The organism is Hydrogenophaga sp. L310, assembly GCF_055703065.1.
In genome coordinates, this window is the sequence record NZ_JBVPZA010000014.1 from 1 (window position 1) to 12,305 (window position 12,305).

A 12,305-nucleotide genomic window follows, 5' to 3' on the forward strand; every position below is an offset into this window, starting at 1 on the left:
GGCATGACCATTTCCTTGCCTTCGGGCAGCTCGATCGAGCCGGTCACGTCGGTGGTGCGGAAGTAGAACTGCGGACGGTAGTTGTTGAAGAACGGCGTGTGACGGCCACCTTCATCCTTGGACAGCACGTAGATCTCGCCGGTGAAGTGCGTGTGCGGCTTGATGGAGCCGGGCTTGCACAGCACCTGGCCGCGCTGCACGTCTTCGCGCTTGGTGCCGCGCAGCAGGATACCGACGTTGTCGCCAGCCTGGCCCTGGTCCAGCAGCTTGCGGAACATTTCCACGCCGGTGCAGGTGGTCTTCTGGGTGTCGCTGATACCGACGATCTCGATTTCTTCGCCGACCTTGACGATGCCGCGCTCGATACGACCGGTCACGACGGTGCCGCGGCCGGAGATGGAGAACACGTCTTCCACGGGCATCAGGAAGGCACCGTCCACCGCACGGTCAGGCGTGGGGATGTAGGTGTCCAGCGCATCGGCCAGCTTCATGATGGCTTCTTCGCCCAGAGGGCCCTTGTCGCCTTCGAGGGCGAGCTTGGCCGAGCCGTGGATGATGGGGGTGGCGTCGCCGGGGAATTCGTACTTGTCCAGCAGTTCGCGCACTTCCATTTCAACGAGTTCGAGCAGCTCGGCGTCGTCGACCATGTCGCACTTGTTCAGGAACACGATGATGTAAGGCACGCCCACCTGACGGGCCAGCAGGATGTGCTCGCGGGTCTGGGGCATGGGGCCGTCAGCGGCCGAGCACACCAGGATGGCGCCGTCCATCTGGGCGGCACCGGTGATCATGTTCTTGACGTAGTCGGCGTGGCCGGGGCAATCAACGTGGGCGTAGTGGCGGTTGGCCGTTTCGTATTCCACGTGGGCGGTGTTGATGGTGATGCCGCGGGCCTTTTCTTCCGGAGCCGCGTCGATCTGGTCGTAGGCCTTGGCTGCACCGCCGAACTTGGCCGACAGCACGGTGGTGATCGCCGCCGTCAGTGTCGTCTTGCCGTGGTCCACGTGACCGATGGTGCCGACGTTCACGTGCGGCTTGGTCCGCTCAAATTTCTCTTTTGCCATTTTTCAATTCCTAAAGAACAAACCCGTGTCACGGTTTAAGGTCTGCATCACACTGCTGATTCGCCCCGCACGGGGACAGGGCGGCGCGTGATCGCAGACCGGCTAAAACTTACTTGGCGCGCGCCGCAACAATGGCTTCAGCCACGTTGCGCGGTGCTTCGGCGTAGTGCTTGAACTCCATCGAGTAGGTGGCACGGCCTTGCGACATGGAGCGCAGCGTGGTCGAGTAACCGAACATCTCCGACAGAGGCACTTCGGCGCGAATGGCTTTGCCGCCACCGACCATGTCTTCCATGCCCTGCACCATGCCGCGACGGCTGGACAGATCGCCCATCACGTTACCGGCGTAGTCTTCAGGCGTCTCGACTTCCACCGACATCATGGGTTCCAGGATCACCGGGCTGGCCTTGCGGCAGCCTTCCTTGAAACCGAAGATGGCGGCCATCTTGAAGGCCATTTCGGACGAGTCCACGTCGTGGTAGGAACCGAAGTGCAGCGTGACCTTCACGTCCACCACCGGATAACCCGCCAGCACGCCAGTCGTCAGGGCTTCGATCACACCCTTTTCCACCGCAGGGATGTATTCGCGAGGAACCACACCGCCCTTGATCGCGTCGACGAATTCAAAGCCTTTGCCGGCTTCGTTGGGCTCGATCTTGAACACCACGTGACCGTATTGGCCCTTGCCGCCGGACTGGCGCACAAACTTGCCTTCGGAGTCTTCCACCGTCTTGCGGATGGTCTCGCGGTAAGCCACTTGTGGCTTGCCCACGTTGGCTTCCACACCGAACTCACGCTTCATGCGGTCAACGATGATTTCCAGGTGCAGTTCGCCCATGCCGGCGATGATGGTCTGACCCGACTCTTCGTCGGTCTTGACGCGGAAAGACGGATCTTCTGCGGCCAGGCGCTGCAGGGCAATGCCCATTTTTTCCTGGTCGGCCTTGGTCTTGGGTTCCACAGCCTGCGCAATCACAGGCTCCGGGAAGACCATGCGCTCGAGCATGATGATGGCATCCGGGTCGCACAGGGTTTCACCCGTGGTCACGTCCTTCAGGCCCACGCAGGCAGCGATGTCGCCGGCGCGAATTTCTTCGACTTCCAGCCGGTTGTTGGCGTGCATCTGAACGATACGGCCAATGCGCTCTTTCTTGCCCTTGATCGGGTTGTAGACCGAATCGCCCTTTTTCATCACGCCAGAGTAGACGCGGACAAAGGTGAGCTGGCCGACATACGGGTCGGTCATCAGCTTGAAGGCCAATGCCGAGAACTTCTCGTTGTCATCAGGCCTGCGGGTCGTGTCGGCTTCGTCGTCGTCCGTGCCCTTGACGTCGGCGATGTCCACCGGGGAGGGCATCAACTCGATCACGGCGTCGAGCATGCGCTGCACACCCTTGTTCTTGAACGCGGTTCCGCACAGCATCGGCTGGATCTCGGTCGCCAGCGTGCGCACGCGCAGACCCTGGGTGATTTCCTCTTCGGTCAGGTCACCTTCTTCAAGGTACTTGTTCATCAGCTCTTCGCTGGCTTCGGCCGCAGCCTCGACCATCTTTTCACGCCACTCTTTGGCTTGCTCCAGGAGTTCAGCGGGAATTTCTTCGTAGTTGAATTTCATGCCCTGGGACGCTTCATCCCAGATGATGGCCTTCATCTTGCGCAGATCCACCACGCCCCTGAAATGCTCTTCGGCACCGATCGGGATCACGATCGGCACAGGATTGGCCTTCAGGCGCAACTTCATCTGCTCGACGACCTTGAAGAAGTTGGCACCGGTGCGGTCCATCTTGTTCACGAAGGCCAGACGCGGCACCTTGTATTTGTTGGCCTGGCGCCAGACGGTTTCCGACTGGGGCTGAACACCGCCCACGGCGCAGTACACCATGCAGGCGCCGTCGAGCACGCGCATGGAGCGCTCCACCTCGATGGTGAAGTCCACGTGGCCGGGGGTGTCGATGATGTTGATGCGGTGTTCGGGGAAGGACAGGTCCATGCCCTTCCAGAAACAGGTCGTGGCGGCGGAGGTGATCGTGATGCCACGTTCCTGCTCCTGCTCCATCCAGTCCATGGTGGCGGCACCGTCGTGCACTTCACCGATCTTGTGGTTCACACCCGTGTAGAAAAGAATGCGCTCGGTCGTGGTGGTCTTGCCGGCGTCGATGTGAGCGGAGATACCGATATTGCGGTACCGCTCCAGTGGCGTAGTGCGTGCCATGGAAATACTCCTGAATTGGGCAAGCCCGCCACCCCTTCTGGGGTTTGCGGGCTCGCCTTGGATGACTGGGAAAAGCGGAACTTAGAAGCGGAAGTGGCTGAAAGCCTTGTTGGCTTCGGCCATGCGGTGCACTTCATCACGCTTCTTCATGGCGCCGCCACGGCCTTCGGTGGCCTCGATCAGCTCGTTGGCCAGGCGCATGGCCATGGACTTCTCGCTGCGCTTGCGGGCAGCTTCCTTGATCCAGCGCATCGACAGCGCCAGGCGACGAACCGGGCGCACTTCAACAGGCACCTGGTAGTTCGCGCCGCCGACACGGCGGGACTTGACTTCCACCATGGGCTTGACGTTATTGATGGCAATGGAGAAGGCTTCGACCGGGTCTTTGCCGGTCTTTTTCTCGATCTGCTCCAGCGCACCGTAAATGATGCGCTCGGCGACAGCTTTCTTGCCGCCTTCCATGATCACGTTCATGAACTTGGAGAGCTCGACGTTGCCGAACTTGGGATCCGGCAGGATTTCACGTTTAGGGACTTCGCGACGACGTGGCATTTTTACACCTCAAATTTGCTTCAGTTGGCATCTTTTCAGACACCGCGAGAACCCAGCAAGGCCCTCACTTACTCGACCCGACGCCGACATGGCGTTTTGGGGTCACTACGTTCGACACAGCTTGCCGGCCGGCCAAACACCGAAAAACCAAGATTATTTGGCCTTGGGCTTCTTCGCGCCGTACTTGGAGCGCGACTGCTTGCGGTCTTTCACGCCCTGCAGGTCCAGCGAACCGCGCACGATGTGGTAACGCACACCAGGCAAGTCCTTGACACGACCGCCGCGAACCAGCACGACGCTGTGTTCCTGCAGGTTGTGGCCTTCGCCGCCGATGTAGGAAATGACCTCAAAACCGTTGGTCAGGCGCACTTTGGCAACCTTACGCAGAGCGGAGTTGGGCTTCTTGGGGGTCGTGGTGTACACACGGGTGCACACACCGCGACGCTGCGGAGAGTTTTCCATGGCCGGGCTCTTGGATTTGGTCTTTTCGACCTCCCGGCCGTGGCGCACGAGTTGATTGATGGTTGGCATGAAGAAACGTCCCTAAACGTTTAAAAAAGCGAAAACGAAAACTTCTCGGAAGATTCCGAAAAGCCCTCTAATGTAGCACGGGCTTGTTCTTCTGACAAACGCCCACGCAAAAAGTCGCCGGAACACACGCGGATGCACAGCGCTTTCTCAAGCGCGAGGTGTCTTCGTGCCGCGCATTTCAGACGCAGCTTACTGAATCCAGAGGCGCACAGCGTCCCAGGCCCGGCCGAAGACACCGCTCTCCTCGACCGTCTCCAGCACGCTCAGCGGCACCTCGGCCACCGGCGTACCGTTGGCCAGACTCACCTTCAGAATGCCCACCGCCTGGCCGCGCATCAAAGGCGCGACCAAAGGTTCCGGGCGGGTGACCTCGGTCTTCAGCCTCGCACCCTCGCCAGCAGGAACGGACACCACAACACCCTCGGGCCGGCCCAGCTTGACGACTTCCGCCTTGCCTTTCCAGACGCGCGGCGATACCAGCGGCTCGCCAACAGGGGACAGGCGCACGGCATCAAACGCGGTGTAGCCCCAGTTCAGCAACTTCTGGCTTTCGGCGGCGCGGGCGTTTTCGCTCGAAGCGCCCAACAGCACGCTCAACAGACGCCGCTGCCCCTGCGGCCCGCTGCCCAAGGCGGGTACGGCCCGATGGGCGGTGGCGACCAGGCAATAGCCCGCGGCACTGGTGTGACCGGTCTTCAGGCCGTCCACACTGGGGTCGCGAAACAGCAGCAGATTGCGGTTGGTGTCGTTGGCGGCAGGGGTGCCGGGATAACGGTAGCGCTGAATGGCGTAATAGGGCACGAAGTCGGGGAAATCGCGCATCAGGCGGGTGGCGAGCGTGGCCAGGTCGCGGGCGGTGGTGGTGTGACCTGCCTCGGTAAGGCCTTCGGGATTCTTGAAGCCGCTGGCGTTCATGCCCAAGGCTTTCGCCTGCTGGTTCATCAGCTGCACAAAACGCTCCACGCTGCCGCCCAATCCCTCAGCCAGCGCTACGGTGGCATCGTTGCCCGACTGCACGATCATGCCTTTGACCAAGTCTTCCACGGGTACCTGCATCTTGGGATCGATGAACATGCGCGAACCCGGCATTTTCCAGGCCCGCTCACTCACCGGCAAAGTCTGGGTCAGACTGAGCTTGCCCGTCTTCAGGGCATCAAACACGATGTAGGCGGTCATCAGCTTGGTGAGAGACGCCGGCTCCACCGCCAGATCGGGGTCTTTCGACGCCAGCACCTGGCCCGAGGTCACATCCATCAGCAAATAGGCGCGGGCCGCCACTTCGGGCGGCTGGGGCACCTGGGCAGAGGTCGAAAACGCCACCGCAGCGGCCAACAGAAACAAAGCACGGGAAAACAATCGACGCAACAAAATCCGGTTCCTGAAATAAAAAATGGGGGAAAGGGGCGGCCGCTTCAGGCGTGCAGATGGCGCAGGACCAATTCGCGCAGCAACGGCAACTGCCCGTGAAAAAAGTGGCCGCCACCGGGCACCACCAGCACAGGCAACACCTGGGGCCGCGCCCAGTCCATGACCGAAGCCAAAGGCACCGTGTCGTCCTGCTCGCCATGGATGACCAGGGTGCGCGGGTGAAGTTCCTCAGCCACCGGAGCGACTTCAAATCGGCTGGCGGCCGTGCCCACCAGAATCAGGCGCCGGATCTCGCGTTGCGCATGGAGCTGGCGGGCCGCATGGCTGGTGACGAACGCCCCGAATGAAAACCCGGACAGACACAAGGGACCAGATGGCGCCTGCGCTTCGATCACCGACAACAGATCGGCCAACTCGCCACGACCCTCGTCGTAGGCCCCCTCACTGCGCCCGACGCCGCGGAAGTTGAAGCGGACAGCCGTCCAGCCCGCCAGCACGCAGGCGCGCGCGAGGGTCTGGACAACCTTGTTGCTCAGTGTGCCGCCATGCAGCGGGTGCGGGTGGGCCAGCACCGCGATCCCGACCGCGTCGCCCGAAGGCCGGTCCATCGCGACTTCCAGCACACCGGCCGGACCATCCTGCAGCAGGTATTCGGTCTGGGCGTTCATCGGTGCGCCCCGGACAGCCTGGCATCGGCGACCTGCACGAGAACTCGACAGTCAGGCGAGCGCATTCAGCGTCCAACGTCCGGCGGGGTCAGCAGCCGCTGCACCACCACGCCGTCGCGCAAATGGGACTGCACGATCTCGTCGATGTCGCTCTCGTCGACATAGCTGTACCAGACCGCTTCCGGGTAGACCACGGCAATCGGTCCACCGGCACAACGGTCCAGGCAACCCGCCTTGTTGACCCGAACCTTGCCGGGTTCGAGCAAACCCTGGGCCTTGGCCTGGGATTTGCAACGATCAAAGGCGGCCTGCGCCTTGTGCTGGGCACAGCAATCCTCGTTCCCCTCGCGCTGATTGAGACAGAAGAAGATGTGGCGCTCGTAATACGACTTGTTTTCAGACATGCGCCGATTTTAGTGGGCGCCCTGTCCGGCACCAGGGTGTCGGGCGATGGCGCGCAGGCCAAAGAGCAGCGCCGAAAAAGGCCACAACCAACCCAGCCATTGTGAAAGGCCATAAAAACGGATGAAGCGCCCTTGCTCCCAGACTTCAAGCGACTGGTCGAAGTAAGGACTGACTGGCGCTCGATTCAGCAGGCTGAGCGACGTGGCCAGGCACAGCAGCATGAGCGCATGACATACCCGGCGTGGCAGGGCGAGCAGTGCCAGGCCGGCGACGAACGCCAGGGCCAGTCCCAACAAGGCCTGGGACGTGATCCACGCCCAGCCATGCTCCGGACCGTAAGTGAGTGCCGACGACAACCCTGAAACAGCCAGCGCGCACACAAAAAAGGCCACCAGAAACCCCACGCGGCGCGACAGCGAACGCATGTCGGCGAAACCCATGAGCAGCGGCGCCAGCAACCCGAGCGCCACACAGAATGCTTCGGCCAGCGGACTCAACGGCAGCGGGTTTTCAACCCGGAACGGCACCCAGGCCAGAAATGGGGTCTCCGCAAGCAGGTTCGCCAGCTCCATCTCCAGCCTGTCCCAGACCTGGCCCAGGCCAAAGGGCACCGAAACCGGGTAGAGCAAGGCTGCCGGCCACAAGGCCAGCAGCACCAGCGAGCCGTGGGCGCCAGACACGAACCAGTCGGCCCGAAACTGGCTCCAGCGGCGCAGTCCACCCAGCCGCTCCAGCATCCAGGCTGCGGTCGCACCCAGCAGCGCACCGGCACCGTTCAGTGCCAGATCGAGGTTGGATGCCACCCGCATGGGCAGGTAGTTCTGCAGGGTTTCCACCCCGAACGACAGCAGAAGCGGCAAGGTGAAGCCCAACAACCAGGACCATCCCCCAGCACCGGAGCGCAGCAGGGACAGCGCCAGCAGAAACGCCAGCGGGGCGTAGCCCAGAAAGTTGCTCACCACATCAAAGGCGGTCCAGTACTTCGGCAGCGGCGCCAGCATGAAGGCCATCGGCTCCACGCCCTGCATGCGCCAGCCCTGAAACGGATACAGGCTCGCATACACCACCAGCGCCGCAAACAGCAACGCGAGTGGCCAAGCCGAAGAACGCGGGGTCGTGACCACCCCTGGGCCTCAGAAGGGCTTGATCACCACCAGCAGCACCACGACCACCAGCATGATCACCGGTGCCTCGTTGAACCAGCGGTACCAGACATGGCCCCGGCGGTTGATGCCCTGCTGGAACCTGCGAAGCATGACGCCGCAAGCGTGGTGATAGCCGAGGATCAGCGCCACGACGAACAGCTTGGCGTGCATCCAGCCATTGCCGGCGCCCAGACCGATCCCATAACCCAGCCAGAGCCACAGACCCAGTGCAACCGCTGGAACAGCCAACAGGGTGGTGAAGCGCATCAGCTTGTGCGCCATGAGCAGCAAGCGCTCGCGCTCGGCAACACTTTCGGGCGGAACCATGGCCAGATTGACAAAAATCCGGGGCAGGTAAAACAGGCCGGCGAACCAGCTGGCGATAAAAACGATGTGGAAGGATTTGACCCAGAGCATGCTGGCAGTTTAGCCCGCCAGGGAGTACTGCACATGCTGCGCCGGGTGGGTTGCGCCTCGGCGACGGACAAAAAAAACCCGGCCCTCAGGGCCGGGTTAGGAAGCCTTTTTGCTGTCACACACTAAGGCACCCGCTCAGGGAGGAAAAGCGGGGGGCTCACCCTTCGGCTCGCCCGAGTGAATGTTACAACACAATGTCCGGATTTTTGTCGCCGCCACTGTCAGATTTGACAAATGGGCCGCAGCGTCAGCCTCAGGAACACCTATGGACTACTACATCATCTTGGCCAGTTCGAACATCACCGCCGTGCCAAGGGCTTCGCGGATGTTGCCCCGGCCCACCTTGGCCATGGAAAACTCGCCAAATCCCGACATGTCGAATGAGCTGTCGTCCGGCGAGATCTCGACGAAAGGGAACTCGAAGACTTCGCGCAGCAGATCCCGGCGGAAGGCATCAAAGTAGTCGTCCTTGATTTCCGAATCCACCACGATCAGGCTGGGCATGCGGCTCTTGATGGCATCGCGGGCTTGTTGGAAATCAACCACACTGTCCGAAGAAATACCTATCTCACGCAGCGCGTCACGCACGTCGGCACGGATCTGCAAGCTCGGTGAAATGGTGAGCACATAGGTACCGGAAAGCGACTTGAACATCGACGAGTGGTCGTCCGACAGGTCCACGGCCGAAATACCGTCGACGGCCTGCACGGTGCGGGTAAACATGGCTGTGAAACTCACACCCTCCTCGTTCACTTCGCGCTCGATCTCGACACCGCCCGACACCATGGCAATCTGGCGGATCAGAATCCAGCTCAGGCTGTCCGTCGACGCAACGCTTGACGGGGGCACACCGTCATTGGCCACGCGCATCTGCAAACGCGCATGTTGCGGCCAGGCGTTGAGGTCCAGACGCATGTCGACCCGGCTGCCAAACGGCAGCCCCCAGTCAAGCACGGCATTGACGAAGGTATGTGCAATTGTGGGATCGATCAGCACATCCACCTGTTTGAGCTTGCGCCGCAAGGCAATGCCCAGCGTGCCAAGCTCCTGCTTGCGCTCCTGCAACACGTCTTCAACCAGCTTCGCCATGTCCACCTTCTCATGCGACTGGCGGATGCGACCACTGTAGAAACGGTTGATCTGCTGGGCGCTGACACCAGCGAGCTTGATGCGCTCGGCCGGAATGCTCAGGGCCCGATGCTCCAGCTTGTTGATGCGCCCCTTGGCCAGCAACTGATCGATCTGGTTTTCCAGGGAGCTGACGTTTTCGGTGAACTGCTCGGCGAGGCTAGCCACCAGCTCGGGCCAATGGTCGTCGAGCGACCAGGCTTCGGGCGCACCGGCGACCGCCGGTTTGGTACCCACGGGTGGGGTGGCGGAGTTTTTCTTGGTTTGCAACATGGCAGAACTCGGTGAATAAAGAAGCCAGGACCCTATCGACAGTCGCATGCAGCCGGCGCATCCGGTCATGTCACATCGCCCCCAGGGCGTTTCGATGCGGACGGCCGATCGGAAGATCAAAAAAATACCTTCGCCAGCCCAGGACAGCCGGCGCACATTTGTATTTTCTTCTTATGAGAGAGTTCAACACAAACTTCTGGGTTTTTCAATCACCCCCATCTTCTTACGAATTGAAACCCGGTAGTTTCAGACACTTTGAGGACTGGATTCAACCGAACCGGGTCGGCCACCCGCGGCGGCTTTGCCACAATACAGGCATGCACATCCCAGCCCCCTACCCCCTGTCCCGCCCCCGCCGCCTGCGGCGTGATGCCTTCACACGCGATCTGGTGCGCGAGCACCGGCTCAGCCCGGCCGACCTGATCTACCCGGTGTTCGTGCTCGATGGGCACGGCCGACGCGAAGCGGTGGGCTCCATGCCGGGCGTGGAGCGCCTGAGCCTGGACCTGCTGCTACCGGTGGCCGAAGACTGCGTGAAACTGGGCATTCCGGTGATGGCGCTGTTCCCGGTGATCGACCCGTCGCTCAAGACGCCCGACGGCCGTGAAGCGCTGAACCCCGATGGCCTGGTGCCGCGCGTGGTGCGCGAACTGAAGAAACAATTTCCCCAACTGGGTGTGATGACCGACGTGGCGCTCGACCCCTTCACCAGCCACGGTCAGGACGGCTTGCTGGACGAGCACAACTACATCCTGAACGACCCCACGGTCGAGATCCTGGTGAAGCAGGCGCTTACACAGGCCGAGGCCGGTGTGGACATGGTGGCGCCCAGCGACATGATGGACGGCCGCATCGGCGCCATCCGCCTGGCTCTCGAAGCCAAGGGTCTGGTGCACACGCGCATCATGGCCTACAGCGCCAAGTACGCCAGCGCCTTCTACGGTCCGTTCCGCGACGCCGTGGGCTCGGCCGCCAACCTGGGCAAGGCCGACAAGAAGGTCTACCAGATGGACCCGGGCAACAGCGACGAAGCCCTGCGCGAAGTGGCGCTGGATCTGGCCGAAGGCGCCGACATGGTGATGGTCAAGCCCGGCATGCCCTACCTGGACATCGTGCGCCGCGTGAAGGACGAGTTCCGCGTGCCGACCTTCGCCTACCAGGTCAGCGGCGAATACGCCATGCTCAAGGCCGCTGCGATCAACGGCTGGCTGGACCACGACGCGGTGATGATGGAAAGCCTGCTGGCCTTCAAGCGTGCCGGTGCCGACGGCGTGCTGACCTATTTCGCGCGCGACGCGGCCCGCCTGCTGCGCGGCTGATCCACCCCACCACCGCCTGCCTGGCCACCGACGCATGCGCATCTTCCACGTTCTGCCCGGTGCCGTGCACGAAACCGGGGCGCTGCCCACCGAACTGGCGCCACGCAGTTTTGTCTGGATCGCCTGCGGCCGGCGCGAGTTCGAACTGGAGCAAGGTCACATCCAGTCCACGCTGCACGCCCTGCACAGCGTGACGCTGGTCGACCTGCACGTGTCCGACCTGCTCAACAACCAGTTGCCCTCGCACTTCGACTACACCTCGCAGTACGACATCCTGGTGTTCCGTCGGCTTGCTGCAGGGCACAGCGAGACCGACCTCGCGCACCCCGGTCAGGTCTTGACGCAACACATCAAACGCGGCGGTCCGCCGGTGCTGCGCCGCATCGACACAAGCCCGGTCGGGTTTGCGGTGTTCGACCGCGTACTGGTCACGGTCCACCCCGCGGGCTGCACGGTGCTGGAACAGTACGCCTCGCGACTGCTCGCCGCAGCCTCGGCCGCTTCGCGCGCCGCTGGCGTGAACCTGCCCAGCGGGCCGGCCGACCTGATGCTGCGCATCGTGAACCAGATGGTGGATGGCTACCTCGATCTGCGGCGCGAACTCACCCGCCAGTTGGACCACTGGCAAGCCGAACTGCTGCACCCCTCGACGCGCTTCAACAACTGGGGCTCGTTGCTGGACGCGCGCATTTCGCTGCACCACCTGGACGAAATCTGCGAAGACCAGCGCGCCGCCATCCAGGACTGGATCGAAGCGCTGTCTGGCTGGGAAGTGATCGAGGGTTCCGCCAGCGACCACTTTGGGGGCCATCGCGGACTGGAGCTGCTCAAGGTGCGCAGCCGCGACGTGTTGGAGCACATCGAACGTGTGGTGCACAACGTGCGCCGGCTGGAGCAGAACGCAGAGACCGCGGTGCAGATGCATTTTTCGGCACAGAGCAACCGCACCAACGACATCATGCGCACGCTCACGGCGCTGACCGCCATCTTCCTGCCGCTGAACCTGATCGCGGGCATCTTCGGCATGAACTTCGAATTCATTCCACTGCTGCACAAGGAGTCGGGATTCTGGTGGGCCATGGGCTCGATGACGCTCACGGCCGTGGTGCTCAGCGTGCTGTTCTGGCGCAAACGCTACCTCGCCCGCACCGGCGAGCGCTGATCCTCACCGCGACTGCACAGTCCCCTCGGACCGTTTTGCATCCACGTGTGCGCCAAGGGCG

At 62.2% G+C, this 12,305-nt stretch carries 12 protein-coding genes; 2 read left to right on the forward strand and 10 right to left on the reverse strand.

The window, feature by feature from the left end:
- The 10 genes from tuf to AC0GNO_RS19340 all read right to left on the reverse strand — a co-directional run.
- On the reverse strand, positions 1–1,064 hold a 1,064-nt coding region (gene tuf / locus AC0GNO_RS19295), incomplete at its 3' end, for an elongation factor Tu (RefSeq protein ID WP_472904379.1).
- Positions 1,065–1,173: 109 nt separating this feature from the next.
- The gene (gene fusA, locus AC0GNO_RS19300; protein WP_472890550.1) at positions 1,174–3,276 is read right to left on the reverse strand and encodes an elongation factor G; all 2,103 of its coding nucleotides are present in this window, start codon (positions 3,274–3,276) and stop codon (positions 1,174–1,176) included.
- An 81-nt stretch (positions 3,277–3,357) separates the two neighbouring features.
- Entirely contained in the window at positions 3,358–3,828 is a 471-nt protein-coding gene (gene rpsG, locus AC0GNO_RS19305) for a 30S ribosomal protein S7 (protein ID WP_068169697.1), read from the reverse strand.
- Between the two features lie 153 nt (positions 3,829–3,981).
- The gene (rpsL, locus tag AC0GNO_RS19310) at positions 3,982–4,359 is read right to left on the reverse strand and encodes a 30S ribosomal protein S12 (RefSeq protein ID WP_056266875.1); all 378 of its coding nucleotides are present in this window, start codon (positions 4,357–4,359) and stop codon (positions 3,982–3,984) included.
- A 189-nt stretch (positions 4,360–4,548) separates the two neighbouring features.
- Entirely contained in the window at positions 4,549–5,715 is a 1,167-nt protein-coding gene (locus tag AC0GNO_RS19315; protein ID WP_472905206.1) for a D-alanyl-D-alanine carboxypeptidase family protein, read from the reverse strand.
- Between the two features lie 56 nt (positions 5,716–5,771).
- Positions 5,772–6,395, reverse strand: a complete 624-nt coding sequence (locus AC0GNO_RS19320) for an alpha/beta hydrolase (RefSeq protein ID WP_177137000.1) — start codon at positions 6,393–6,395, stop codon at positions 5,772–5,774.
- A gap of 65 nt (positions 6,396–6,460) precedes the next feature.
- Positions 6,461–6,799: a (2Fe-2S) ferredoxin domain-containing protein gene (locus AC0GNO_RS19325; protein ID WP_472890548.1), complete on the reverse strand. Its 339-nt coding sequence runs from the start codon at positions 6,797–6,799 to the stop codon at positions 6,461–6,463.
- 9 nt (positions 6,800–6,808) lie between these two features.
- Positions 6,809–7,924, reverse strand: a complete 1,116-nt coding sequence (locus tag AC0GNO_RS19330) for a VanZ family protein (protein WP_472905138.1) — start codon at positions 7,922–7,924, stop codon at positions 6,809–6,811.
- A 9-nt stretch (positions 7,925–7,933) separates the two neighbouring features.
- Positions 7,934–8,362 (reverse strand): CopD family protein, encoded by a 429-nt coding sequence (locus tag AC0GNO_RS19335; protein WP_177136997.1) that lies wholly within the window; start codon positions 8,360–8,362, stop codon positions 7,934–7,936.
- 273 nt (positions 8,363–8,635) lie between these two features.
- Positions 8,636–9,919 (reverse strand): hypothetical protein, encoded by a 1,284-nt coding sequence (locus tag AC0GNO_RS19340; RefSeq protein WP_472905139.1) that lies wholly within the window; start codon positions 9,917–9,919, stop codon positions 8,636–8,638.
- Between the two features lie 161 nt (positions 9,920–10,080).
- Between AC0GNO_RS19340 and hemB the strand changes: the two genes are divergently transcribed.
- Positions 10,081–11,082 carry a porphobilinogen synthase gene (gene hemB / locus AC0GNO_RS19345; RefSeq protein WP_177136995.1) on the forward strand — a complete coding sequence of 334 codons (1,002 nt, stop codon included), beginning with the start codon at positions 10,081–10,083 and terminating at the stop codon, positions 11,080–11,082.
- 34 nt (positions 11,083–11,116) lie between these two features.
- The gene (locus AC0GNO_RS19350; protein WP_177136994.1) at positions 11,117–12,244 is read left to right on the forward strand and encodes a magnesium transporter CorA family protein; all 1,128 of its coding nucleotides are present in this window, start codon (positions 11,117–11,119) and stop codon (positions 12,242–12,244) included.
- Positions 12,245–12,305 lie beyond the last annotated feature (61 nt).

What these genes read in the sequence shown, in the direction of transcription:
- fusA (WP_472890550.1), bottom strand. Translation starts at nt 3,276, where the DNA reads ATGGCACGCACTACGCCACTGGAGCGGTACCGCAATATCGGTATCTCC.
- rpsG (WP_068169697.1), bottom strand. Translation starts at nt 3,828, where the DNA reads ATGCCACGTCGTCGCGAAGTCCCTAAACGTGAAATCCTGCCGGATCCC.
- rpsL (WP_056266875.1), bottom strand. Translation starts at nt 4,359, where the DNA reads ATGCCAACCATCAATCAACTCGTGCGCCACGGCCGGGAGGTCGAAAAG.
- AC0GNO_RS19320 (WP_177137000.1), bottom strand. Translation starts at nt 6,395, where the DNA reads ATGAACGCCCAGACCGAATACCTGCTGCAGGATGGTCCGGCCGGTGTG.
- AC0GNO_RS19325 (WP_472890548.1), bottom strand. Translation starts at nt 6,799, where the DNA reads ATGTCTGAAAACAAGTCGTATTACGAGCGCCACATCTTCTTCTGTCTC.
- AC0GNO_RS19335 (WP_177136997.1), bottom strand. Translation starts at nt 8,362, where the DNA reads ATGCTCTGGGTCAAATCCTTCCACATCGTTTTTATCGCCAGCTGGTTC.
- hemB (WP_177136995.1), top strand. Translation starts at nt 10,081, where the DNA reads ATGCACATCCCAGCCCCCTACCCCCTGTCCCGCCCCCGCCGCCTGCGG.
- AC0GNO_RS19350 (WP_177136994.1), top strand. Translation starts at nt 11,117, where the DNA reads ATGCGCATCTTCCACGTTCTGCCCGGTGCCGTGCACGAAACCGGGGCG.